The following is a 22,529-nucleotide window of genomic DNA, read 5'->3' as shown; positions in this document are numbered from 1 at the left end:
GGCAGGGAGACGGCGCCCATCGCGACGGCTGGTCGCGATGGGCGCGGATTTTCTTCCTGAACGTGCGATGGCCGATGAAGTGGCGGACACGCGCATTTCACTTCCGGTTGCCAACCGCGGGAGGACACTGGTGCCATACCGGAACTCAGGAGATGGCCATGAAGACCTCGACCCGATTGCTTGTGCTGGGCACCCTGCTGGCGGCTTCGTCGGTGGCCGGCGCGCAGACCTATGGGCCGCGCGATGAGGGACGCAAGTTCAATGACGGCAGCCGCGTGGTCTGCAAGAACGTGGAAGTGCAGCGTAATTCGCGCGATCCCAACCGCATCGCCGGTACCGCCACTGGCGCCGTGATTGGTGGCCTGCTGGGCAACCAGGTGGGCGGTGGCAACGGCAAGAAGCTGGCCACCGTGGCCGGTGCCGTGGCCGGTGGTGCGGCCGGCCGCCAGATCCAGGGCAACAGCCAGCAGAAGAACGGCGACCGCGTGGTCGAACGCCGCTGCGAGCGCGTTTACCGCTGACCGATGATGCCAACAGCGTAATCCCCCTTCCGCAACGCAGTTCCTCGAACGCCGGCCCCGTGCCGGCGTTCCTCGTTGTGGGGCCCCGTATCGCCGGCCGCTGTGTCGCGCCTATACTGCGCCGACCTCCAAGGATGAATGCCCTGTGAACGAATTGCCCGTCGCAGAGTCGCACGTGCCGGTTGCCGACCGCGAGCCCGGACCCGAGGCGAGCACCCGCTTCGGTCGGCTGCGCGAGCGTACCGATGAGTTGGAACTGTTCATTTCCGGCCTGCTGGCGTTCGCACTGTTGGCGGTGCCTGGGTACCTGTTCGATGCGTGGGCGCGCAGCAGCCTGCACACGGAAGGCATGTACTTCCAGGTGCTGTGGTTTGGTTTCAGCATCAGCGTGGGCATGTGTTACGTGCTGGCGGTAGCGCTGATCGCGCACCTGACCGTGCGCGGGTACTGGATAGGCCTGATCGGGCTGAAATCGCACTTTCCCAAGGGCATCGACTGGGAACGGCTGCCGCAGATGGGCCCGGTATCGCGCGCTTTCCTCAAGGCGCGCGACGGTGGCCTGGACGGCAGCATCGAACGCGCTGATCGTTTGGCCACCATGCTCTTCTCCACCACGCTGCTGGCAGTACAAACGCTGGCCGGCACCCTGGTGATGGCCGTGCTGACGTTGTGCGTGGCGATGGCGATCAGTGCGCTTGCCGGCGGTTCCGATCGTGTGGCCATGATCGTGGTCGGTACCGTGCTGGCCAGCCTGCTTGTACTCGCACTGGTTCCTGCACTGCTGGAGCGTGTCATTGCGCGCCGGCAGCGGCGCGACCAGCCCTATGACGGCCTGCAGCGGTGGCTGCAGCGCTTCCTGGCGGGCCTGCAACGGATTCCCCTGCTGCGCCTGATGCAGACCATGCAGTTGACCCTGCAGAGCAACCTGCGCTCGCGTTCGTTCATGGCGGTCTATCTGCTGGCGGTGATGGTGGCCATGGTGCTGGGCGGGGTGCAGGTGCTGGGTTCGGTGAAGTTCTCGCTGTTCAACCGCTACCAGGTGATGACCGACGAGGCCGTCGAACACGGCATGTTGAGCGCGCATTACGAATCGATGCGTTCGGCGCACGATCAGCTGCTGCCGTACCCGATGATCCCGTCGGACACTATCAGTGGTTCACGCCTGCGTGTGTTCATTCCACACCGCCCCCAGCGCGACAACCCGCTGGCGCGCCAGCACTGCACCGCCTTGCCCGCCGCACGCAATGAAGCGACTGGCGCAAAGGCTGCCAGCGCAGCGGTGGAGTGCCTGTCCCGGTTGTGGCGGGTGCAGCTGGATGGCACGCCGGTTGACCTGCACGACTTCATGCCGATGGAGCGCCGCGATCTCGACATGCGTGGCCTGGTGGGCTATCTGCCCATGGCGACGCTGGCACCGGGTCGCCATGACCTGAGCCTGGTCTGGAATGCCGAAGGGGGCGAGCGCGGCCCGGAGCGACGCCGCGAGTACCGCATCCCGTTCTGGTACGCGCCCGACCCCTGAAAAGGGGGCGGAGGGGATTGAGCCGCATCCCCCGACCTTGCCGTTTACGACTCAATCCCCTTCGTCCCCTTTTTTTCGAGGAGGCGCCAGGCGGCGAGGCTGCCGTAGAGCAGCAGCAGGACGGTGAGAGTGATCAGTTCGTGGCCGACTTCAGCCAGGCGGGCGTCCATCTGGTTCAGGCGCACCATCAGGTTGATGCCCGAGGTGGTCGGCAGCAGCTGCGCCAGCCAGACCAGCGGTTGCGGCGTCATCACCGCCGGCCACGACAGGTTGGCCAGGAAGAACAGTGGGATCGAGGTGGCGATGATGTACTGGAAGGCGCGTTCGCGGGTGCGGAAGAAGCTGCCGACGAACAGGCCGAACGCCACCGTGGCGGCGATGAACAGCGTGCCGCCCAATAACTGGCCCAGTGGATTGCCACCGCGCGGATAGTCCTGCACCCACGCGGTGAAGCCGGCGTACCAGAACAGACCGAACAGGCCGATCAGGCTGAAGCCCAATGCCATGCCCGCCAGCGTTGGCAGGTCGAAGCGCAGGCGCCGGCCCAGCGCGAGTCGGCGGCCACCGAGCAGCACGCCGATGCCCATCAACAGGGTCTGGTGAACGATCAGCTCGGCCACGCCGGGCACGATGGCGCTGCCATAGCCTTCCTGCGTGTTGTACAGCGGGCGCTGCACCAGGGTGACCGGCGGTGCCTGCGGTGCGCCCATGAAGGCCGCCTGGCCGACTACCGCCTCACGCCCGAACGCGCCCAGTGCATCGGCCACGCTGCCCAGCACCCAGCTGGCACGGCCCAGGTAGGCGCCGTTGCCGAGCAACACCAGCTTGGCCGGATGGCCGCGCAGGATGTCGCGTTCCAGGTTGGCCGGGATCAGTACGATGCCCTCGGCGTGGCCGGCTTCCAGCTGCTGGCGTGCACTGTCGATGTCTGCCGGTTGCCCGACCACGCGTGCAACGCGGAGTGCATCGAGCTTTCGCAGCAGCGCGCGGCTGGTCGCGCTGTGGTCTTCGTCCACCACCAGCACCGGCAGGTTGCCGGCCACCTGGTGGCGGTACGCGGCCGGGTAGAAGAACGAGTACAGGATCACCGCGCCGACCATCACCACGATCGCGTAGCGGTCGCACAGCACTGCCATCAGCGTCTGCCGGAGGCTGCGCCAGAGTGCGCTCATGCGTCGGCTCCCGCAGGCTGCGCGGCTTCAGGCGTACGCGCAAAGGCGATCAGGCGCAGGCCGCCGATGCCACCGGCCACCATCGTCATCAACAACAGCGTGGTCAGCGGCCATATCGAAACCTGCAGCGGCGAACCGATGAACTGCTGCTGGGTCTGCAGCTTGATGTAGGCGCTGAGTGGCAGCAACTGATGCCAGATACGGGTGAACAGGGGGCCATCCAGCACCGGGAAGGTGGCGCTGGAGAACGCCAGTGCGGTGCCGATGCTGAGGCCGACCGCGGACAGCGCGGTACCCATGTCGCGGGTGACGCCGACGAAGAACAACGCGTAGGCGGCCGTGGCCAAGCAGAACAGTGGCTGTGCGAGCAGGAGCACGAGCACGCTGCCGGCCACGCCATCGCCGCGCATCCAGGCCAGGTACCCAATGCCGAGCGCGCCATACAACGAGAACAGCAGGATGTACGGCGCGACCTTGCCGGCAATCGCCGACCACGGCATGCGACCCAGCCAGGCGGGCAGGGTGCCGTCGCGGATCTCGCGGCCAAGGCTGCCGGCTACGGCCAGCGCCAGTACCAGCGACAGCACCGCCGGGAAGATCAGTGGCAGCAGGAACAGTTCGTAGCTGCGTGCCGGGTTGTACAGGATGTCCGACTGCACCGCGATCGGCGCCGCACGCAGCTTGCCCGGGCCGACCTGCAGGCCGATGTGCTCGCGCAGCAGGCGCGCGTTCCAGGCCGAGACGGCGTCGCCGATATCGCGCGCCGCCGACTGGCCAGTGGTCATGTAGGTGGCGTTGTAATAGGCGAACACCGTGCCCTGCCGTCCACGCAACGCCTGTCGGGTGACATCACGCGGCACCAGTACGATGGCGAACACATCCAGGCGGCGCAGCTGCGAACGGGCGTCTTCCATGTCCACGGGCTGGCTGGCGATGCGCACGCCGGGGCTGGCATCGAGCATGCGCAGCAGCAGGCGGCTGTCACTGCTGTGGTCGAGGTCGACCACAGCAATGGGGATATCGCGCATCACCGACGGCGTGAACATCCACGCCATCACCGCCAGCATCAGCAGGGGCAGCAGGGTCACCAGCAGCAGGTCGGCACGGTTGCCGCGCAGCGACTGCAGCTCGCGCCGCCACGAAGCGGCGAAGCCGTTGCGGTCGGGGCTCAGTGCTGGGGCCATGCGAACAGCACGCTCATGCCGGGGCGGAAGCCCTCGATGCGGCGTACCGGGCGCACCCGCACCTCGAAGCTGCGGACGTCGTAGCCGGACGACTGACGGGTGGTGCGCCAGGTTGCATAGTCGCCGGCCGGGTTGATGAAGTAGACCTCGAACTCACCGTCCTGGCCGAGTGCCGGCACGTTGCCCTTCAGCTTGCTGCCGACCTTCAGACCCTGCATCTGCGATTCGCGCAGGTTCATCGCCACCCACATGCGGTCGATGTCGACCAGGGTGAACACCGGGTAGCCGGCCGGCACCAGTTCGCCGGGGTCGGCCATGCGCTTGTTGATCTCGCCGGCCACCGGCGCGCGCCCTTCGACTTCGACACGCGCGGCGTTGACTTCGGCCACCGCGCCCTGTGCCTGCTGCACCTGGCCCTGCGCGGCGCGCTTGTCCTGCTCGCGCGCGCCGGCCAACGCCATGTCGTACTGCGCGCGGGCAGCACGGGCCAGTTCGCGCGAACTGGTGGCCTGGGCATGCGCTTCATCGCGCTTCTGCCGGGTCATCACCCCTTCGTTGAACAGGTTCTGCACGCGCTGGTAGGTGGCCTCGGCCAGCGTCGCACCGGCTTCGGCGCGCTTCCAGTTCGCTTCGGCGGCGCGGATGTCCTCGCTGCGCGCGCCTTCGTCGGCCTTGTCGGCCACCGCCTGCGCGGCGGCCAATGCGCCGTGCGCCTGCTGTTCCTTGGCGGCCACTTCGGGGCTGTTGAGCAGGAACAGCACCTGGCCGGGCTGTACGCGGTCGCCCTCGCGCACCTTCAGTTCGGCCACGCGCGCGGTGATCTTGGCGGCCACGTTGATCGTGTCCGCATCGGCCATGCCCTGGATCTGGTCGGCCGGGCTGCGCCAGGCCAGCCACAGGCCGAGCACCACCACGATCAGCAGCACCACTATCAGGATCGGGCCCAAGCGGCGCTTGCCGGGGGGCGTTTTCGCTTCGTCGTGCAGCACATCACTCATGGTCGATCACCTCGTCCGCACGCCGCCGGAACTCTTCGAAACGGTCCATCTGTCCACTGACCTCCAGCAACTGTGCCAGCGCAATATCGTATTGGTAGGCGGCCTGCGCACGCTCGACACGGGCACCGCCCAGGCCGAGCCGCGCGTCGATTACATCAAGCGAAGTCGCCTGGCCTTCGCGGAACGCCAGCTCCTGCAGGCGCAGGTTTTCCTGTGCCTGGGCGATGCTGCTGTCGAGCAGTACGAACTGCTGCCGCGCGGTTTCCAGTTCGTTCCAGGCCTTGCGCACGCCCAGTGCGACCTGGTTTTCGGCCTCGCGCAGGCCGGCTTCGGCCTGCTCCTGCTGCGCACGTGCGGCACTGATCTGCGCCGGCCGCGAGTTCGGCGACAGGAAGGTGTACTTCAGGCCGATGCCGAACGCCCAGTCCGGATCGGTCAGCATCTCGTCGCGGCGGCGGAAGTCGTACTGGCCGAAGGCGAAGATCTGCGGCTTCAGCTTGGCCTGCTGCACGCGCACGCCCTGTTCGGCCTGCGCCACCATCGCCCGCAGGCGTGCGATCTGCGGCTGGCGCGCCTGCGCGGTGCGCTCGAAGCTGGCCACCGGCTCCAGCGGTACGCGCTGCACGAACAACGGCGATACGGGCTGTACTTCGCCACCACTGCGCAGCAGCGTGGCCAGCGCAGCCTTCAACGTGGCCAGATCGTTCACCGTCTTCTGGTACTCACGCTCGGCCTTGTCGCGGGCCACGGTGGCCTGCAGGCGCTGCGCGCGGGTGGCGAAGCCCTCGCGCTCCAGCTTCTCCGCATCGGACAGATGTTGGTTGAGGCCATCGCGCACGTCGCGGCGTACGTCCACCGCCTGCTCGGCCAGACGCTGGCCGAAATAGGCCTGGGCCAGCTGCACGGTCAGCGACTGGCGCTGTGCTTCGCGCTCGGCGCTGGCCTGTTCGTGGGCGGCGCTGGCGGCACGTTGCGCGGCCGGAATCACGCCGCCGGTGTACAGCGGCAGCACAGCCGTCACCACCGGTCGCGTTCTCCAGTCGCGCTCGGTGAACGACAGCGGCGAATCGATGCCGAAGGCTTCAGCCACGGGGGCCAGCGAGCCCAGTGGCAGGGTGAGGGTCTTCTGGAACTGCAGGCGGCGCACTTCGCCGGTGATCTCCGGCAGGCGCAGCAGGCGGGTCGCGTCCTGCAGGTCCTGCTTGTTGCGTACCGCTGCGTCAGCGGCCGCCAGTGCATCGGAGACCTGCTCCAGGCGTTGCCGCGCCTGTTCCCAGTCCAATGCAGGTGCGTCGGTGTTGTTCTGCGCGGACGCAGCGAATGGCAGGCAGGTCGCCAGCGCCAGCGCCAGCGCGGGCTTCGCGCGGTGCATCCTTGTACGTCGGCCGATCACGCCCATGCCGTCCCAGTGGTAAAGAAGTGCGCAAACGGTAGTGCGCGTGGCGTGAAGCCCGGGTCTGCGATCATCGGATTGTCCTCAACGAAGGGTGCCGCTGGCCGCAGTGCGCAGCGCCTGGGTGATGTGCTGCAGCGTGCTTGAGCGTACGGCGGCATGCTGCCAGTACAGCGGCACATCGAGCCAGCGGCGGGGTTCCATTACCACCACGCGGCCGGCGTGCACGGCGGGCGCGACCAGGGTTTCCGGGGCCATGCCCCAGCCGAGTCCGCACGCGGCGGCTTCGACGAAACCGGTGGAGGAGGGCAGGTAGTGTAGCGGCGGCTGCAGCCGCGCGCGGGTCAGCCGTCGCACGAAGCGCCATTGCAGTTCATCCTTGCGGTTGAATACCAGCATCGGTGCGCGCGCCAGGGCTGCTGCCTGCATGCCGTCGCTGAAGTACTGGCGGGCGAAGCCCGGTGAGGCGATGGCGTGGTAGCGCATGGCACCCAGCGGATGCACGTTGCAGCCCTTCACCGGCTGGCTTTCGGCGGTGACCGCACCCAGCACGCTGCCGTCGCGCAGCAGCTGCAGGGTGTGGTCCTGGTCGTCCATGCGCAGGTCGAACAGGTAGCCATGGCGCTGGTGCAGGTCGGCGATGGCCGGCACGAACCACGTATCGAGCGAATCATCATTGACCGCCAGCGGGATCGGCGTACGCACGGCGTCACGGCCACGTTCGGGGAGCAGCTCGGCCAATGCTTCGGCTTCCAGCGCCTGCATCGGCCGTACCCGGCGCAGCAGCGCCTCACCGGCGGCGGTGGGGCGGCACGGCGCCTGGCGTACCAGCAGCACCTGCCCGAGCCGGTCCTCCAGTGCCTTGATCCGCTGCGACAGCGCCGACGGGCTGATCGACAGGCGGCGTGCGGCGGCCTCGAAGCTGCCTTCCTCCAGCACGGCAGCGAACGCGGCCAGTTGTGGATGTACCAGATCCATGCGGGCCTCTTCAGTTTTTCTGCACAGGATAAAGAAAAACCAGATTGTCTTAACCGGTTATTGGCCGCACCCTGCGCATCCCTTCGCTGCCTGGCCTGTCCTGATGTGGATCACCGCTACCGTCGCCGGCCTGTTCGCGGGCGCCGGCCTGATCATCGCCATCGGCGCACAGAATGCCTTCGTGCTGCGCCAGGGCTTGCAGCAACGTCATGTGGGAACGGTGGTGGCCGCCTGCGCCGGCGCGGACATCGCGCTGATCCTGGCGGGCGTGGGCGGCATGGGCGCGCTGGTGCTGCAGTGGCCGTTGCTGCTTCAGGTGCTGCGCTTCGGTGGTGCAGCGTTCCTGCTCTGGTATGGCCTGCAGGCCGGGCTGCGCGCGTGGCGCGGTGGCAGTGCGCTGGCGGCGGGCGAGGTGGAGGGTGGCAATCGACGGCAGGTGCTGCTGACCTGCCTGGCGTTCACCCTGCTCAATCCGCACGTCTACCTGGATACCGTGGTGCTGCTGGGCAGCCTGTCCACGCGCTATCCGGGCGATCTGCGCTGGGCGTTTGCTGCCGGCGCCTGCGCAGCCAGCGTGATCTGGTTCTGTGCGCTGGGCTATGGCGCGCGGCTGCTGCAGCCGGTGTTCCGCAGGCCGAGTGCCTGGCGGGTGCTGGATGCTGGCGTGGCAGTGTTCATGTTCTGCCTCGCCACGCTGCTGCTGTTGCGCCCGCTCTAGGCCACGTCCACCGCGCACTGCGGGGTTTCGCCGGGGCGCAGGGTCAGCACGCGCACGCCGCTGCGGGTAACCGCCACGGTGTGTTCGAACTGCGCCGACAGCTTGCCGTCGCGGGTGTAGACCGGCCATGCGTCCGGCTGCTGGCGGATGGCCGGCTTGCCCTGGTTGAGCATCGGCTCGATGGTGAACACCATGCCTTCTTCCAGCACCATGCCGGTGTGGGGATGGCCGTAGTGCAGGATCTGCGGTTCCTCGTGCATTTCCTGGCCGATGCCATGGCCGCAGTATTCCTTCACTACGCTGTAGCCGTGGCTGCGCGCGTGGCGGGCGATGGCGTGGCCGATGTCGCCCAGGCGTGCGCCGGGGCGCACCGCGGCGATGCCTTTCCACATCGCCTGGTAGGCGGTCTGCACCAGCCTGCGCGCGGCGTAGTCGACCTCACCGACCAGGTAGGTGGTGCTGGAGTCGGCGATGTAGCCGTTCTTCTCCAGGGTGATGTCGAGGTTGACGATCTGGCCGTTGCGCAGCACGTCGGTGGTGCTGGGAACGCCGTGGCAGATGACGTCGTCGATCGAGGTGTTGAGCACGTACGGGAAGCCGTACTGCCCTTTGCTGGCCGGCCGCGCCTGCAACTCATCGACGATCATGCGCTCGACGAACTCGTTGATCTCCATCGTGCTGCGGCCCTGCAGCGGCAGCTGGTCGAGTGCGGCGAACACCTGCGCCAGCAGGCGACCCGATTCGGCCATCAGCGCGATCTCGTCGGGGCGCTTGATGATGCCCATCGGCTCAGACCTGGCCCGGGGGCAGCAACGGTGGCTGCACGCCGGCCGCGCGCAGCTCGCTGGCGACGATGTCCTGGAAACTCAGCGTAGGGTTCAGCTCGCACAGCATGCCGACCCGGATCCAGAAGTTGGCCTGGGCGTTGATCGAACGGCTGGAGACGGTGCAGGCACGGCGCAGCTGGTCGTGCAGGGTGTCATCGATGTTGACGATGCCCATGGGCGGTCCTGGAGGGTTCAATATACGAAGCGTATATGTTTCGTATATTCATCTCAACCCGGCGTCGTTCAGTCCACGCGTGTGGCGAAGCGCAACCGGTTGTCGTCCGGGTCGCGCAGCAGCATTTCGCGGCTGCCCCATTCGGTGTCATGCGGGGGCTGCTCGATCGGCACGTTGGCCGCGCTGAAGGCGCGGTGCAGGCTGTCAACATCGTCGACGATGAAGTACACCGCGCCGCCGACCTCGCAGTCGCCGCTGTGTTCGGTGAGGAAGATCGTCTGGCCGTCGCGGGTGAGCTGGGCGAACAGCGGGAAGCCGGGTTCGAAGCGATGTTCCCAGTCGACCACGAAACCCAGCCCCTGCACGTAGAACGGCAGGGTAGTGTCGGCATGGCGCATGCGCAGTTGCGGGATGACGGTCTGGGGCATGGCGAGGGCTCCGAGGTGGGAACCCAGTGTAGAGCCGAGCCATGCTCGGCTGCTGTTCGCGGTGCCCGCAGTCGAGCATGGCTTGACTCTACAGAAGGCGCCAGCCGAGCGTGGGCTCGGCTCTACCCGGCTCTGGTAGTTGCCAACCTTGGTGGCATTGCCGGACAGTGGTCAGCAGGCCGTCGGCACGGCGGCCATTGCCGCCAGCAGTTCGCGGTTCACCTGCTGGTGCCGGGCCTGCCAGGCAGGAAGATCATCGGCGCTGACGTCCGGCTGGCCATCCAGCGACGACAGCCAGCGCTTGAAGCGGCTCTGGTAGTTGGCCAACGACACTTCGCCGGTGATGTCACTGCCGACCAGGCCGCCGGCGCGCAGTGCTTCGATCACCACCAGCGCGTGTTCCAGCTGGAAGCGGCCCTGGTCCCAGTTGCTGCGGGCGACGTCCGCGGCGAACACGTCCTTGTCGATCGACAGATAGGTCGGCTGCGGCGACTTGGCCTGCTCGGCAGCGAACGCGGCGACCAGGGCCTCGGGATGCTCGAAGCGGCGGAAGGCGTGGCCCATGCCGAGGCGATGGCCCCAGTCGACATCCACGTCCATGCACCAGTACGTCAGGCGCCCGCCCAGCAGCGGGCGCCAGTGGTTCTCCCAGGCATGGCCGAGGCCGATGTCGCTGGAGGTGATGCCGAGTACATGGATGTGCGAGATTTGCGGCAGCTTGCTGGCGGCGTTGACCCACGACCCGCAATGCATGCCGAACGGGAATCGCATGTTGTCCGGATGGTTGTCCAGCACCACCAGCTGGAACGGCGCCTGCGCGCGCATGCGGCGCAGCAGCGGCAGGCTGAGGTGATGGAAGTCACCACTGCCGAGCATCACTGTGCCGAGCAGCGCGGGCAGCGGTGCCAGCACTTCGGCGGCGAAACGGTCCAGGGTGGCATTGCTGCAGGCGAAGCGCAGTGGATCGTGCCACTGCGGCAGGGCCAGGGTCTGCGCCTGTTGCAGCGGCAATACGCCACCGTCCAGGTCCAGGATCAGCGGGGAACGCACCAGCATCGCTCAGCCGCCTCCATCAGGTTCGCCCTGCAGGTACGGGGCCAGCCGGCGCAGGGCGGCACGCAGCAGCGGGGAACGGGCATGGATCGCGTGCCGGGTGGAGGTGAAGCGGGCCCCCAGCTCGGCCTTGATCCGCGAGTCGGTCCAGCCAGCCACGTAGTGGCTCAGGCCGTGCTGCAGGGCGTACTCGAGGTTGTGCATCCAGCTGACCGCGTACAGGTTGTGCTCGCGCGACTGCGGGTAAGCCAGGCCGATGTACTTGTCCACCAGCTTGCCGGCATGCACGTAGCACAGGTTCCAGCCGATCAGCTGGCCCTGGTGGCGGTACAGGAACATCCGTCCCTGGCCCTGGCTGTCGGCCAGCAGATGCTGGAAGTAGGGCAGGCCGAGCTGGTCGAAGTGCACCGCGCTCTGCGCATACACACCCAGGTACAGCGCATGCAGTTCGGCCTGCAGCCGTGGGTCGGCCAGGGCCGGATCACCAGTGGCGATGCAGTCGATCTGCAGGTCGTCGCGCGAGCGCAGCTTGCGCCGGATGTTCTTGCGGCGCGAGGACGACAGGCGGCCGAGATAGCCGTCGATCGAATCGAAATCGATCGCCACCCAGGCCAGCGGCATGCCTTCCAGTTCAACGAAGCCGCGCGCCAGCAATGCCTGCAGGAAGGCAGCGCTGTGCGCGTTGGCCGCGTCGTCCAGCAGTGGTGAATCGATCGCCAGGTCCTTGACCACCAGCAGCCGGGTATCGCCGATCGCGTGACGCGTCACGTCCTCGGCCAGCGCCTCCGGCGCGACGTGTGCCGGCAGCGGGGTGTACTCGGTGCTGGTGGCACCGACGAAGCGGGTCTTCCAGGTGATCCACGGCCGCCACAGGCGCGACAGCGGGAGGCCGAGCAGCCTGCCGCGCAGTTCGTCGTCCATCGTCGTGGTCAGGTCCAGCGGTGCACGGAAGGACGGCAGGCCGCTGGGAAGGCGGCCTGCCTCGAATCCGAGCGGCGGGTGGGCCAGGAAGCCCTCCAGCAGCGCGGCCGGTTCCAGCGCGGTGCTGGATGCGCGTGACGTCATCTCCATCGGCACGGGAACCGGCAGCGCATCGACCTCAGCCCTTGGCCTTGGTCAGCGCCTGGTCGAGCAGGGTGATCGCCAGGTCGATTTCTTCGTAGCTGATGTCCAGAGACGGCGCAAAGGTGATCACGTTCTTGTACCAGCCACCCACGTCGAGCACGAGGCCCATGCGCTTGCCGTCGTGCAGCAGGTCACCGGCCAGGCCGATGTCGACCATGCGGTCCAGCAGTTCCTTGTTCGGGGTGTAGCCGTCGGCCTGGCAGATTTCCGCGCGCAGGGCCAGGCCCAGGCCGTCGACGTCGCCGATTTCCGGGTGGCGCTTCTGCAGGCCACGCAGGCCGTCGAGGAAGTACGCGCCCTTCTCCGGCACGGTGCGCTCGTAGTCCATTTCCTTGCCCAGCTTCAGCACTTCCAGGCCCAGGCGGGTGCCCAGCGGGTTGGAGTTGAAGGTGGAATGGGTGGAGCCCGGCGGGAACACGGTCGGGTTGATCAGCTCTTCGCGAGCCCACAGGCCCGACAGCGGGTTCAGGCCGTTGGTCAGCGCCTTGCCGAACACCAGCACGTCCGGGGTGACACCGAAGTGCTCGATCGACCACAGCTTGCCGGTGCGCCAGAAGCCCATCTGGATTTCATCGACGACCATCAGGATGCCGTACTTGTCCAGCACGCGCTTGAGGCCGGTGAAGAAGTTGCGCGGCGGAATGACGTAGCCGCCGGTGCCCTGGATCGGCTCAACGTAGAACGCGGCGTACTCGGCCTGGCCGACCTTGGGATCCCACACGCCGTTGTACTCGCTTTCGAACAGGCGCTCGAACTGCCACACGCAGTGGTCGGAATACTCGTCCGGGGTCATGCCCTTCGGGCGACGGAAGGGGTACGGGAACGGGATGAACATCGCACGCTCGCCGAAGTGGCCGTAGCGGCGGCGGTAGCGGTAGCTGGAGGTGATCGAAGACGCACCCAGGGTGCGGCCGTGGTAGCCGCCTTCGAAGGCGAACATCAGGCTCTTGCCGCCGCGCGCGTTGCGCACGATCTTCAGCGAGTCTTCAATGGCCTGCGCGCCGCCGACGTTGAAGTGCACGCGGCCGTCGAGGCCGAACTTCTCGTGCATGTCCACGGCAATGGTCTTGGCCAGCTGCACGCGGGTCGGGTGCAGGTACTGGCTGGCGACCTGCGGCAGGGTGTCGATCTGGTCCTTCAGCGCGTCGTTCAGGCGCTTGTTGCTGTAGCCGAAGTTGCAGGCCGAGTACCACATCTGCAGGTCGAGGTAGGGCACGCCCGCACCGTCGAACATGTAGCTGCCTTCGCCGCGCTGGAAGATCTTCGGCGGGTCGACGTAGTGGACGGTGTCGCCGAAGGAGCTGTAGCGGGCTTCGTCGGCCAGCAGCTGCGCGTCGGAGGCAGCGGCGTCGGCGTTCTTGTCAAAAATGTTCATGCAGTTCGGTTCCGTGAAGGACGTTCGAAAGAGGTGGCGGGGGCGTGCTCAGGCGGTGGCCAGCAGCAGGGGCAGTGCGGTGGGCTGCGGGCTGGTGTCGATGCGGCGTGGCTGCAGCAGGCTGCCATCGAGCAGGCGCGGCAACAGCGCGATTGCATCGTGGAAGGTAGCGATGGCGGCATGCCCGATGCCGGCATTGGCGCAATGGGTGATCAGGCGGCGCTTGGCGAACACGAAGTCGGCATCTTCGGATACGCAGAAATCCGAGCTGCCGTCACCGATCATCAGCACGCGCGGTGCTTCGTTGGCGCGCGCCTGCGCGGCGCAGGTGCATTTGCAGGTGCCACTGCGGCAGCCTTCGGCCTGGTAGGGCGATTCCAGTTCCCAGTGGTCCCCGTACCAGCGCAGGTGGTTGGCCACCACCGGCAGTCGCGACAGGCCATGGTTGGCGAGGATGCGGTGGATCGCATAATCCAGGCCGTCGCTGACGATGCGCAGCGGCACGCCCAGCTGCTCGGCGCGGGCGACGAAGGCGACGAAGCCCGGATCGATCTGCACCTGGTCCAGGTGCGCATCGAGCGTGGCCGGGTCCAGCTTCAGCAGCCGCACCTGGCCCTGCATGCATTCACGCGAGCCGATCTTTCCAGCCTTCCATTGGTCTTCCAGTTCCTGCCAGCCCGGCTGGCCGTACTTTTCCAGCAGCGAGTCGATGACATCTTCGAGGCTGATGGTGCCATCGAAGTCACACAGGATGCTCCAGTGCATGGGCAGGTCCGTCGATGAAAGAAACGCCCGGCCCGATGCCGGGGCAGAATCAATGTAGGCAGGCCGCCTTTCTCGTTCCTTTCCTGTTGAAAGGCTTCATTGACGGGCTGGGAAAGCGTTCAGGAAGGTGCATGGATGAATGCGTGAGGTGCAGTCCATCCGTGCGTCTTGAAGTCACGCGCGGGCCAGCACCTGCAGTATTTCGGCCGTCTCTTCACGGGTCTGCCAGGCACTGTTGCCAAGGGTAAGCATGCGTGCGGCGAAGTCGCGTGCGTTGGGCATGTCGTCCTGCGGCACGATGCCGCGCAGGTACGCGTAGTCGGGCAGGGCATGGATGAACATGCGGCTGGCGCCGAGCCCGCGTGGCCACAGGTCTTTCAATACGGCATCGCGGGCGCGCTGGCTGGGCAGCAGCAGCATCAGCATCGGCCAGGTGCCACCGCTACCGGCAAGGCCGTCGACCACCTCAACGGCTGGCAGCTGTGCCAGCTGCACGCGCAGCTGCAATGCACGCAGGCGCCCTGCCTGCAGGAAGGCCGGCAGGCGCCGCGCGGCATGGGCACCGATGTTCTGCCGCCACTGGCTGACCCGGTGCTGCGGAATCTGCAGCGGGAAAATGTCACCGACCGCTTCTTCCAGGTCGCCACGCTGCAACGCACTGCGCAGCGGATTGCCGTACACCAACGACAGCAGCGATGGCCGATAGCAGGCGGCCAGGCCAAGCAGCTGCAGACTGCGCAGCAGTTCCCAGCGCAGGCTGGAACGCACCTGTTCGGCGGCATGTCCGGCCAGCGCGGCACGCAGCTCGTCATCGCGGCTGACCAGCAGGCCGCCTTCGTGCAGGCTCAGGCCCTTGCCGGCGGCCAGGCTGAAGAATCCGATATCGCCACGCAGGCCGACACTGCTGCTGCCGACCCGTGCACCGAGCGCCTGCGCGGCATCCTCGATCACCCAGGCGCCAGCGCCGCGCGCAACCTCGCAGGCCAGCTCGACATCGGCGATGCGCCCGCCCAGGTGGGTCGGCAGGATCGCCAGCGTGCGCGCATCGGCCAGACGCTTGAGCTGGCCGGGGTCGAAGTCGAAATGACCGTGGCGGGTATCGCACAGCTGCACGCGCAGGCCCAGGCTGTGCACCGCGATCGGCACCAGCGGGCAGGTATAGGCCGGCAGGATCACGGTGTCGCGCTTGGGTGCACGCTTGCGAAGCGTACGCAGCGCGATCAGCAGCGCGTGCGTACCGGAACAGGTCAGCTGCAGCGGCGGTGTGCCGAGCTGGCTGGCCAGGACGTCGCGCAGGTCGCCACCACCGGGCAGGAAATCGCTGGCCTGCATCGGCAGGCCAGCCGTCGGGGGCAGTTCGCGCGCTAACAGGCTCATCGCAGCGTGCTCATGGGGCACTTTCGGCGGGGCTGTGCGGGTCGTCGGCTTCCGCGCGGCCGAGGCAGACGATGCCGGCCACGATCAGCACCGCACCGAGCAGATGGTGCAGCGTCAGCGGCTCGTTCAACAGCCACGCCGACAGCAGCAGCACGCTGATCACTTCCAGGTGCGAGGCGGCGAATGCGGGGCCGATCGGCGCATGCCGCAGCAGGCTCATCCAGGTGAAGAATGCACCCACGTAGCCGAGGATGGCGCCGTACACCCACGGCTGAGACAGCACGCGCAGCAGCCACGCGGTGTTGGCCTCGACCGGCAGCGCGGCATCACCGGCGTACTTGAAGCACAGCTGGGCCAGCGTGTCGAAGGCCATCAGCAGCGGGAAGCCGATGACATAGAGGCGCCTCATGAGCCGGCCCCCACCACCGCCACGCCTGCGGTTACCAGCAACATGCCGGTCACCCGCAGCGGCGTGAGTTTCTCGCGGAACAGGAAACGGCCGGCGATCATCAGCGCGACGATGTTGATCGAGCCCAACAGCACGCCCTTGGACAACGGCACCAGCGACAGGAACGCGATCCAGGCGACGAACTCAAGCACGTAGCAGGCGATGCCGATCCACAGCCAGGGGCGGCTGAGCATGTGTTTCCAGCGTTGCAGTCCTTCGCCTTCCTGCGGATCGCTGGCGGCGGCCTTGAAGGCGAGCTGGCCACCGGTATCGAGTACCACATTGGCCAGCCACAGCAGCGTGGCAAGTGCCCCCATTTCAGGCCACCGCCTTGAGCACGCCCGTGCGTTCACCGATCTCGGTGAAAAAGCGCGCGCTGCGGCGGATCACGTCGCGGCGTTCGCGGTCGATGGTGATCATGTGGTAGCTGTCTTCCAGCACCACCAGTTCCTTCGGACCGCTGACCCGCGACATCACCAGCTCGGCGTTGCCCATGCTGGCCACGTCGTCTTCGCGGGCGTGCATCACCAGGCACGGTGCGGTGACCTGGTGCAGATGGCGTCGGGTCCAGTTGCTCAACGCACGCATCTCGGCCAGCGCATGCCAGGGGTTGCCCGGTAGGCCGGCGGCGGCGCTGTCGCCGGACAGCATGGCGGCGCTCACCTGCGCACGCAGGCGCTCGTCACGCAGGCCGTACGGCGGTTCTTCCATGAACATGCGGTCGCGGCCGATGTTGAAGCGCTTGAACCACGGCAGCAGGAACGAGAAGCGGGCTACGGCGGGAATGTTCCAGCCGTCGTAACGGAACGTGGCGCCGTACACGCCGACCCCGGACACCCATTCCGGGCGCCGGGCAGCCAGGGCCAGCGACAGCACCGCGCCCATCGACAGGCCGCCGACGAACAGCTGGTCAACCTTGCCGCGCAGGGTTGCCGCCGCATCCTCCACGCCCTGGTACCACTGTTCCCAGGTGGTCGCCAGCAGGTCATCCACGCTGCCGCAGTGGCCGGGCAGCTGCACGCCGTGCACGGTGAAACCGGCGTTGTTCAGCCCTTTGCCCAGCATGCGCATTTCCGCCGGGGTGCCGGTCAGGCCATGGACCAGCAGCACGCCCTGTGGGCCACCGGGGAGGAAGAAGTCGTGCGATTCGGTCACCTGGCGGCTCCGGGACGGCAGTGGGGATGGCAGGATCGCAAGCGCGATTTTCGCCAGCCTTTCATCGCCCCGGGCCGGGTCAGGGCGCCTTCAGCAGCGGCAGCGTGATGGCGACCTTCAATCCGCCACCGGGGCGGTTCAGAAAGCTCAGGCGGCCGCCGAAGTGCTCCACCGCCTCATGCGCGATGGCCAGGCCGAGGCCGGTGCCGCTGGCAGCGGTGCCCGGCGCCCGGAAGAAGCGCTCGCCCAGCCGTGGCATCACGTCGTCGGGCACGCCGGGACCGTTGTCTTCCACATACAGTTCGACATCATTGTCGTCCAGCGCATGCACGCCCACCGTGACCGTCGCATTGCGGCCGGCATAACGAAGGGCGTTGTCGATCAGGTTGTCCAGCGCCTCCTGCAGCATGGCGCCGTTGCCGAGTACACGCAGCGGATGGGGGCTGCCGCGGTAGCCCAGATCGATGCCATCACGGATCGCTTCCGGTACCCGCATGCCGACCCACTGCGGTACCAGAACGCCCAGATCCAATGCCTCGACCGTTTCCGGCACGGTCTGTGCCCGGCTCAGCGCCAGCAGCTGGGTGCTGACCCGTGCCGTGCGCTGGTTGAGCCGGCGGATGTGCTGCAGTGCCTCGCGCACCGTGTCCGGGTCGCCGTGCGCCAGCGCCTGGTCCACGTGCAGTGCCATGCCCGCCAATGGGGAGCGCAGCTGGTGCGCGGCATCAGCGATGAAGCGGTTCTGCAGGGTGATCATTTCCGCCTGGCGCGCGAACAGATCGTCGATGGTGCTGATCAGCGGCTGGATCTCTTCCGGTACGTCGGCATCGGAGATCGGCGCCAGTTCGCCGCGGCGCTGCGCCAGGCGGGTCCTCAGCGGGGTCAGGATGCGCAGGCCGTACGTCACGCCGAACCAGACCAGCGCCGCGGTACCCAGCGCCAGCATGGTCATCAGCGGGATGATGATCATCAGGATCTCGCGCGCACGCTGCCGGCGGTCGGCCATGCTCTCGGCCACGGTCACCGCCAGCTGGTCCTGCGGATCGTTCATCGCCTGCGTGCAGACGGTGGCCATGCGCACCTGCTGGCCATTGAGGTTGCCGTCGTACAGCGCCGGATGCACGCCGGCGCAGTCCTGCGAAGGGGCATACGGGCTGAAGTCTGCATTGCCGCTGAGCGTACCCATGCGGCTGCTGTCGACGTTGAAATAGCGATGGCCGTCGGGGTCGTACTCGATCAGGAAGCGCGCCTGCGGAGACAGGTCGCTGGTCACCGGCATGGTGCTCAGCATCTGTGCGAACGAATGCGTGTCGTCGATCAGGTTGCGGTCGTGGATGCGGTTGGAATAGTCCAGCGCAACGTAATAGGCCAGGATCGTGTTGAAGGTGAGCAGGCCCAGCATCGGCAACGCCAGGAAGGCGAGCAGGCGCCGGCGCAGGCTGGGCGGTCCACTGATCACGGGGTGCCGTCGTCCTGCGCGTCTTCCAGCATGTAGCCCAGCCCGCGCACGGTGCGGATGCCCATGCCGCCGGGCTGCAACTTCCGGCGCAGGCGGTGCAGGGCGATGTCCAGGCCGTTGTCGGTGAGGTCCTGGCCCCAGTCGCACAGCGCTTCCACCAGTTGCGCGCGCGACACGATGCGCTCGGCGCGTACCGCCAGTGCCGACAGCAGGCCGAACTCGCGCGCGGTCAGTTCCAGCGACTGGTCGTCGATCCACACCCGATGCCCGGCCAGGTCGATGCGCAGGCGGCCGATGCGCAGGTCCGGGTTGCCATTGCTGGTGACCCGGCGCAGCTGCGCACGCACGCGCGCTTCGAATTCGTCCAGTGCGAACGGCTTGACCAGGTAGTCGTCGGCGCCGAGGTCGAGCACACGCACGCGTTCTGCCAGGCCGTCACGGGCGGTCACCACCAGCACCGCCAGGCCATCACCACGCTGGCGCAGGCGCTGCAGCACGTCGCGGCCATCCAACTGCGGCAGGCCCAGGTCCAGCACCAGCAGCGCGTACTGGGTCGAGCCCAGCGCGGCGTCGGCGTGCGCGCCGTTGTCGACGTGGTCGACCACATGGCCCTGCCGGCGCAGCGAGGCGCACAGGCCGGAGGCGATATCCGGGTCGTCTTCAGCAATCAGAACGCGCATGCGCGGGGCTCCTGTAACGGTCTGGCCCGCCGGATGGACGGGGGTGGGCCTCTCTCGGCTGCCGAGGGTAGCCGCAAACCGGGTGAAGGTGGAGCGCGCCGGCGCCGTCGGTCGCGGTCGCGCTTTCCGGCCATTCAGTCCTGCAGGCCCGGCTCGCCCTGCGCCAGCGGCACCCGCGAACCGTCAAGCAGGCCACGGCTGAGTTTGCCATCTTCGATGAACAGCAGTTCGCCGTTCTCGCCGTTCTTGATGCTGCTGTCGATGGCGATCACGCGGTCGCCATGGAAGCTGCTGACGTGCGGCATCGAAGTGTGGCCGACCACGATGCGCGCGAGCTGCAGGCGGTCGAGCACCTTCTGCACTCCTGCGGTGTCGAGGCGGCCATCGAAGTAGCCGCGGTACCAGATCGGGCTGGTCTTGCCGTCATACAGCGGTGCGGTGGCCGGGTCGGCCTTCACTTCGGCCTTGGGCAGGCCGAGCGAGGCCTGGTAGGCCGCATTGGTGCGCGCCGGGTCCAGCGCCAGCTGTACTGCTTCGGGCGAAATTCCGCCGTGCAGGAACAGGGTGTCGCCGATCTTCAGCAGCACCGGGCGGGTGCGCAGCCACTGGCCGATCACCGAGTCGGCGCCATACAGCTGCGGGTAGCTGCGCCCCAGCAGCTGGGCACTGCGCAGGTACTTCGGGTTGACGTAGCGCAGGTCGTCGTACAGCACCATGGTCTCGTGGTTGCCAAGCACGAAGTGCACCGCGCCACCGGCGGTAGCCGCCTGTTGCTGCAGGCCGTAAAGCAGCCAGAACGCTTCGGTCACCTGTGGGCCACGGTCGAACACATCGCCGGCGATGACCAGGGTGTCCTTGCCCAGCGCCCAGCGGTCCTGTGCGTCGATCACCTTATTGGCGCGCAGCAGGCGCACCAGCAGCCCGTACTGGCCGTGGATGTCGGACAGCGCAACGATGCGCGGCACGGCCGGCAACACGGAGATCGAAGGTGCATTGGGTGCAGCCACGTGCACGCTGTGTTCGTAGCCGCAACGCGGGGCGATGTCGGTGCCTGAGGCCTGCGTGGCAAGCGTGTGCGACTCGACCTTGTCGTCGCAGATCCATCTGGCCTGCAGCTGGTTGCCCTGGCGGAACACATAGGGGCCATCGGCCTGCACGTGGTCGGCGGGCGCGGCAACCTCGCGGGCCTGCGTGGTTGCTGTGACGCAGGCCAGCAGGGGTAACAGCAGGGCGGTCAGCAGGGAAGGGCGATCGCGCGACATCGGGGGCATCCAGCGGCGGAAAAAACCGATGCTAACCGGCGCGGGCGTTCGTCGGTGTGCGCGAATGGGCGGGTCAGGTGTCGCGCCCGTCGTCCTTGAGTTTGCGTACGCGGGTGGCGGCGGGCTGAAGCGGCTGGCCGTCGCGCCCGCGCGGCTGCATGTAGGGCAGCGGCCGCCGCGTCGCCAATTCGACCAGCTGTGAATGGGCTTCCCCCATACCGAAGCGATGGCGCTCTCCCCACTGGCGCAGCGCGACCAGCAGCGGGAACAGTTCCTGGCCGGCGGCGGTGAGCACGTACTCCTGGTAGACCGATCCATCGGAGGCCGGCCGCAGCTGCAGGATGCCGGCCTCGACCAGCCGGCGCAGGCGGTCGCTGAGGATGTTGCGCGCCGCGCCGAGGCTGCGCTGGAAATCACCGAAGCGGGTGATGCCGTCGAACGCGTCGCGGATCACCAGCAATGCCCAGCGGTCACCGAGCAGGTCGGCACTGCGGGCTACAGGACAGGGACTGTCGGCGTGCATGCTGGGTACCTCCGAATGTGGTTGCAGTTTAAAACCAATGGCGATAGCCTGCATCTGGTTTCAAATTGCAACTACAAGATGAGTGCCGCATCTCTTCCCCGCCCGCTGCTGGTCCTGCTTGCGGTTGCCGCCGGCGTCAGCGTTGCCAATGTCTACTACGCACAACCGCTGCTGGATCAGCTTGCACGCGCCTTTGCACTGGACCGGGCCGTGGCCGGCGCGGTGCTGGCTGCCACCCAGGCCGGCAGCGTGCTGGCGTTGCTTGGCCTGCTGCCGCTGGCGGACCGCGGTGACCGGCGACGCCTGCTGCGGCTGCAGCTGATCGCACTGGTGCTGACCCTGTTGTGGCTGGCGGCGTCGCGCACGGCGAGCTGGCTGTTGTCTGGCATGCTGCTGGCCGGATTGCTGGGCACGGTGCTGACCCAGGGCCTGATCGCCTACACCGCCACGCTGGCACCGCCCGAGCAGCGCGGTCGCATGGTTGGCGTGGTGCAGGGCGGAGTGTTCATCGGCCTGCTGCTGGCGCGCGTGGTGTCGGGTACGGTGGCGGCGGCCTTTGGCTGGAAGATGGTCTACCTGCTGTCCGCGGTGGTGATGGCGGCATTGGCGGCGCTGCTGTGGCAACGCTTGCCCGCAGTACCGGTGCCGTCGGTCCCTCCACGCTGGCATGAGCTGCTGGGCTCGATGCTGGGCATGCTGTGCCGGAATCGAATGCTGCGCGAGCGTGGCCCGCTGGCGTTGCTGTTGTTTGCCGGCCTCAACGTATTCTGGGCGGCGGCGCCCTTGCCGCTGTCGGCCCCGCCGCTGCACTGGTCGACCGCAGCCATCGGCGCGCTCGGCCTGGCCGGCGTGGTCGGTGCGTTGATGGCGGCGCGGGTCGGGCACTGGATGGACTGCGGTTTCGCACATCGGGTCAGCCTCGGCGCGCTGCTGTTGATGCTGGTCGCGTGGTGGCCGCTGCTGGGCCTGCCGCAATCGCTGTCCTTGCTGTTGGGTGTGGTCGTGCTCGACCTGGGCGGCCAGGCACTACATGTTTCGAACCAGGCATTGCTGCTGCGTGCACCGGCAGAACAGCATGGGCGCCTGGTGGCTTTGTACATGCTGTTCTATGCGGTGGGCAGTGGTGCAGGAGCGGCGGCGGGGCCCTGGATGCAGGTGCGGCATGGCTGGCCTGCCGTGTGCCTGCTGGGGGCAGGCATCGCGTTGCTGGCGCTGCTGTGGTGGGCAGCATGGCGGGTGGTGGCGGTGAAAGCAGCGGCTGGCGCTGGTGTCGGTGGCGTCGGCTGTCGGTAGCGTCGACCGTTGGTCAACTGCTCTTGCCGCGGAGCGCGAAAAGCCCGCGCTGCGCGTGATAGTCGACTGGCAGTCGACTCTACACATGGGTTGCCTGC

At 67.5% G+C, this 22,529-nt stretch carries 24 protein-coding genes; 4 read left to right on the top strand and 20 right to left on the bottom strand.

Annotated features, from left to right (window positions below; all coding sequences use genetic code 11):
* Positions 1-152: 152 nt before the first annotated feature.
* Positions 153-521, top strand: a complete 369-nt coding sequence (locus ACTJJM_RS02545; protein ID WP_005415760.1) for a glycine zipper 2TM domain-containing protein — start codon at positions 153-155, stop codon at positions 519-521.
* Between the two features lie 145 nt (positions 522-666).
* Positions 667-2,043, top strand: coding sequence for a hypothetical protein (locus ACTJJM_RS02540; protein ID WP_010483218.1), 1,377 nt, complete (start codon positions 667-669; stop codon positions 2,041-2,043).
* Positions 2,044-2,087: 44 nt separating this feature from the next.
* Here ACTJJM_RS02540 and ACTJJM_RS02535 read toward each other — a convergent pair whose 3' ends face one another.
* The 5 genes from ACTJJM_RS02535 to ACTJJM_RS02515 all read right to left on the bottom strand — a co-directional run bounded on the left by ACTJJM_RS02535 (position 2,088) and on the right by ACTJJM_RS02515 (position 7,768).
* Positions 2,088-3,215, bottom strand: coding sequence for an ABC transporter permease (locus ACTJJM_RS02535; RefSeq protein ID WP_049455632.1), 1,128 nt, complete (start codon positions 3,213-3,215; stop codon positions 2,088-2,090).
* Positions 3,212-4,399, bottom strand: a complete 1,188-nt coding sequence (locus ACTJJM_RS02530; protein WP_224329124.1) for an ABC transporter permease — start codon at positions 4,397-4,399, stop codon at positions 3,212-3,214. The genes ACTJJM_RS02535 and ACTJJM_RS02530 overlap by 4 nt, the downstream gene beginning before the upstream one ends.
* Complete coding sequence (locus ACTJJM_RS02525) at positions 4,384-5,397, bottom strand: HlyD family secretion protein (protein WP_224329125.1); 1,014 nt, start codon at positions 5,395-5,397, stop codon at positions 4,384-4,386. Before ACTJJM_RS02525 ends, ACTJJM_RS02530 begins: the two co-directional genes overlap by 16 nt.
* The gene (locus ACTJJM_RS02520; RefSeq protein WP_224329126.1) at positions 5,390-6,796 is read right to left on the bottom strand and encodes a TolC family protein; all 1,407 of its coding nucleotides are present in this window, start codon (positions 6,794-6,796) and stop codon (positions 5,390-5,392) included. Before ACTJJM_RS02520 ends, ACTJJM_RS02525 begins: the two co-directional genes overlap by 8 nt.
* Positions 6,797-6,874: 78 nt before the next feature.
* Entirely contained in the window at positions 6,875-7,768 is an 894-nt protein-coding gene (locus ACTJJM_RS02515) for a LysR family transcriptional regulator ArgP (protein WP_224329127.1), read from the bottom strand.
* Between the two features lie 103 nt (positions 7,769-7,871).
* Between ACTJJM_RS02515 and ACTJJM_RS02510 the strand changes: the two genes are divergently transcribed.
* Complete coding sequence (locus tag ACTJJM_RS02510) at positions 7,872-8,486, top strand: LysE/ArgO family amino acid transporter (RefSeq protein ID WP_049433903.1); 615 nt, start codon at positions 7,872-7,874, stop codon at positions 8,484-8,486.
* Here ACTJJM_RS02510 and map read toward each other — a convergent pair.
* The 15 genes from map to ACTJJM_RS02435 form a co-directional block, all read right to left on the bottom strand.
* A complete protein-coding gene (gene map / locus ACTJJM_RS02505) occupies positions 8,483-9,265 on the bottom strand; it encodes a type I methionyl aminopeptidase (RefSeq protein WP_224329384.1) in 783 nt (260 codons plus the stop codon). The two genes, ACTJJM_RS02510 and map, sit on opposite strands and share 4 nt — an antisense overlap.
* 10 nt (positions 9,266-9,275) lie before the next feature.
* Positions 9,276-9,488 (bottom strand): ParD-like family protein, encoded by a 213-nt coding sequence (locus ACTJJM_RS02500; RefSeq protein WP_005412680.1) that lies wholly within the window; start codon positions 9,486-9,488, stop codon positions 9,276-9,278.
* 68 nt (positions 9,489-9,556) lie between these two features.
* Positions 9,557-9,916: a bleomycin resistance protein gene (locus tag ACTJJM_RS02495; protein ID WP_010483197.1), complete on the bottom strand. Its 360-nt coding sequence runs from the start codon at positions 9,914-9,916 to the stop codon at positions 9,557-9,559.
* Between the two features lie 171 nt (positions 9,917-10,087).
* Positions 10,088-10,972 carry an arginase family protein gene (locus ACTJJM_RS02490; RefSeq protein WP_224329129.1) on the bottom strand — a complete coding sequence of 295 codons (885 nt, stop codon included), beginning with the start codon at positions 10,970-10,972 and terminating at the stop codon, positions 10,088-10,090.
* A gap of 3 nt (positions 10,973-10,975) precedes the next feature.
* Entirely contained in the window at positions 10,976-12,040 is a 1,065-nt protein-coding gene (locus tag ACTJJM_RS02485; RefSeq protein ID WP_049455637.1) for a GNAT family N-acetyltransferase, read from the bottom strand.
* 28 nt (positions 12,041-12,068) lie between these two features.
* Positions 12,069-13,469 carry an aspartate aminotransferase family protein gene (locus ACTJJM_RS02480; protein WP_005408663.1) on the bottom strand — a complete coding sequence of 467 codons (1,401 nt, stop codon included), beginning with the start codon at positions 13,467-13,469 and terminating at the stop codon, positions 12,069-12,071.
* Between the two features lie 48 nt (positions 13,470-13,517).
* Entirely contained in the window at positions 13,518-14,234 is a 717-nt protein-coding gene (locus ACTJJM_RS02475) for an MtnX-like HAD-IB family phosphatase (protein WP_010483189.1), read from the bottom strand.
* 174 nt (positions 14,235-14,408) lie between these two features.
* Positions 14,409-15,611 carry a DegT/DnrJ/EryC1/StrS family aminotransferase gene (locus tag ACTJJM_RS02470; RefSeq protein ID WP_440865116.1) on the bottom strand — a complete coding sequence of 401 codons (1,203 nt, stop codon included), beginning with the start codon at positions 15,609-15,611 and terminating at the stop codon, positions 14,409-14,411.
* A gap of 10 nt (positions 15,612-15,621) precedes the next feature.
* Positions 15,622-16,020, bottom strand: a complete 399-nt coding sequence (locus tag ACTJJM_RS02465; RefSeq protein WP_049433897.1) for a DMT family transporter — start codon at positions 16,018-16,020, stop codon at positions 15,622-15,624.
* The gene (locus ACTJJM_RS02460) at positions 16,017-16,376 is read right to left on the bottom strand and encodes an EamA family transporter (protein WP_012479558.1); all 360 of its coding nucleotides are present in this window, start codon (positions 16,374-16,376) and stop codon (positions 16,017-16,019) included. The genes ACTJJM_RS02465 and ACTJJM_RS02460 overlap by 4 nt, the downstream gene beginning before the upstream one ends.
* Position 16,377: 1 nt before the next feature.
* On the bottom strand, positions 16,378-17,214 hold the full coding sequence (locus ACTJJM_RS02455; RefSeq protein ID WP_010483180.1) for an alpha/beta hydrolase: 837 nt from the start codon (positions 17,212-17,214) through the stop codon (positions 16,378-16,380).
* A gap of 79 nt (positions 17,215-17,293) precedes the next feature.
* Positions 17,294-18,673, bottom strand: coding sequence for a sensor histidine kinase (locus ACTJJM_RS02450; protein WP_440865115.1), 1,380 nt, complete (start codon positions 18,671-18,673; stop codon positions 17,294-17,296).
* Positions 18,670-19,353: a response regulator gene (locus tag ACTJJM_RS02445; protein ID WP_019337583.1), complete on the bottom strand. Its 684-nt coding sequence runs from the start codon at positions 19,351-19,353 to the stop codon at positions 18,670-18,672. Before ACTJJM_RS02445 ends, ACTJJM_RS02450 begins: the two co-directional genes overlap by 4 nt.
* Positions 19,354-19,487: 134 nt before the next feature.
* Complete coding sequence (locus tag ACTJJM_RS02440; RefSeq protein WP_414609960.1) at positions 19,488-20,615, bottom strand: metallophosphoesterase; 1,128 nt, start codon at positions 20,613-20,615, stop codon at positions 19,488-19,490.
* 73 nt (positions 20,616-20,688) lie between these two features.
* Positions 20,689-21,138: a winged helix-turn-helix transcriptional regulator gene (locus tag ACTJJM_RS02435; RefSeq protein WP_053442728.1), complete on the bottom strand. Its 450-nt coding sequence runs from the start codon at positions 21,136-21,138 to the stop codon at positions 20,689-20,691.
* 78 nt (positions 21,139-21,216) lie between these two features.
* Between ACTJJM_RS02435 and ACTJJM_RS02430 the strand changes: the two genes are divergently transcribed.
* A complete protein-coding gene (locus ACTJJM_RS02430) occupies positions 21,217-22,431 on the top strand; it encodes an MFS transporter (RefSeq protein WP_414609959.1) in 1,215 nt (404 codons plus the stop codon).
* The last annotated feature ends 98 nt before the right edge of the window (positions 22,432-22,529 follow it).

The organism is Stenotrophomonas sp. 22692, from assembly GCF_052045015.1.
In the GTDB taxonomy this organism is placed as follows: Bacteria; Pseudomonadota; Gammaproteobacteria; order Xanthomonadales; family Xanthomonadaceae; genus Stenotrophomonas; species Stenotrophomonas geniculata.
This window is presented reverse-complemented; position numbering and strand designations above follow the sequence as displayed.

What these genes read in the sequence shown, in the direction of transcription:
- ACTJJM_RS02545 (WP_005415760.1), top strand. Translation starts at nt 153, where the DNA reads ATGGCCATGAAGACCTCGACCCGATTGCTTGTGCTGGGCACCCTGCTG.
- ACTJJM_RS02535 (WP_049455632.1), bottom strand. Translation starts at nt 3,215, where the DNA reads ATGAGCGCACTCTGGCGCAGCCTCCGGCAGACGCTGATGGCAGTGCTG.
- ACTJJM_RS02530 (WP_224329124.1), bottom strand. Translation starts at nt 4,399, where the DNA reads ATGGCCCCAGCACTGAGCCCCGACCGCAACGGCTTCGCCGCTTCGTGG.
- ACTJJM_RS02525 (WP_224329125.1), bottom strand. Translation starts at nt 5,397, where the DNA reads ATGAGTGATGTGCTGCACGACGAAGCGAAAACGCCCCCCGGCAAGCGC.
- ACTJJM_RS02520 (WP_224329126.1), bottom strand. Translation starts at nt 6,796, where the DNA reads ATGGGCGTGATCGGCCGACGTACAAGGATGCACCGCGCGAAGCCCGCG.
- ACTJJM_RS02515 (WP_224329127.1), bottom strand. Translation starts at nt 7,768, where the DNA reads ATGGATCTGGTACATCCACAACTGGCCGCGTTCGCTGCCGTGCTGGAG.
- ACTJJM_RS02510 (WP_049433903.1), top strand. Translation starts at nt 7,872, where the DNA reads ATGTGGATCACCGCTACCGTCGCCGGCCTGTTCGCGGGCGCCGGCCTG.
- ACTJJM_RS02500 (WP_005412680.1), bottom strand. Translation starts at nt 9,488, where the DNA reads ATGGGCATCGTCAACATCGATGACACCCTGCACGACCAGCTGCGCCGT.
- ACTJJM_RS02495 (WP_010483197.1), bottom strand. Translation starts at nt 9,916, where the DNA reads ATGCCCCAGACCGTCATCCCGCAACTGCGCATGCGCCATGCCGACACT.
- ACTJJM_RS02490 (WP_224329129.1), bottom strand. Translation starts at nt 10,972, where the DNA reads ATGCTGGTGCGTTCCCCGCTGATCCTGGACCTGGACGGTGGCGTATTG.
- ACTJJM_RS02485 (WP_049455637.1), bottom strand. Translation starts at nt 12,040, where the DNA reads ATGGAGATGACGTCACGCGCATCCAGCACCGCGCTGGAACCGGCCGCG.
- ACTJJM_RS02480 (WP_005408663.1), bottom strand. Translation starts at nt 13,469, where the DNA reads ATGAACATTTTTGACAAGAACGCCGACGCCGCTGCCTCCGACGCGCAG.
- ACTJJM_RS02475 (WP_010483189.1), bottom strand. Translation starts at nt 14,234, where the DNA reads ATGCACTGGAGCATCCTGTGTGACTTCGATGGCACCATCAGCCTCGAA.
- ACTJJM_RS02470 (WP_440865116.1), bottom strand. Translation starts at nt 15,611, where the DNA reads ATGAGCCTGTTAGCGCGCGAACTGCCCCCGACGGCTGGCCTGCCGATG.
- ACTJJM_RS02465 (WP_049433897.1), bottom strand. Translation starts at nt 16,020, where the DNA reads ATGAGGCGCCTCTATGTCATCGGCTTCCCGCTGCTGATGGCCTTCGAC.
- ACTJJM_RS02460 (WP_012479558.1), bottom strand. Translation starts at nt 16,376, where the DNA reads ATGGGGGCACTTGCCACGCTGCTGTGGCTGGCCAATGTGGTACTCGAT.
- ACTJJM_RS02445 (WP_019337583.1), bottom strand. Translation starts at nt 19,353, where the DNA reads ATGCGCGTTCTGATTGCTGAAGACGACCCGGATATCGCCTCCGGCCTG.
- ACTJJM_RS02440 (WP_414609960.1), bottom strand. Translation starts at nt 20,615, where the DNA reads ATGTCGCGCGATCGCCCTTCCCTGCTGACCGCCCTGCTGTTACCCCTG.
- ACTJJM_RS02435 (WP_053442728.1), bottom strand. Translation starts at nt 21,138, where the DNA reads ATGCACGCCGACAGTCCCTGTCCTGTAGCCCGCAGTGCCGACCTGCTC.
- ACTJJM_RS02430 (WP_414609959.1), top strand. Translation starts at nt 21,217, where the DNA reads ATGAGTGCCGCATCTCTTCCCCGCCCGCTGCTGGTCCTGCTTGCGGTT.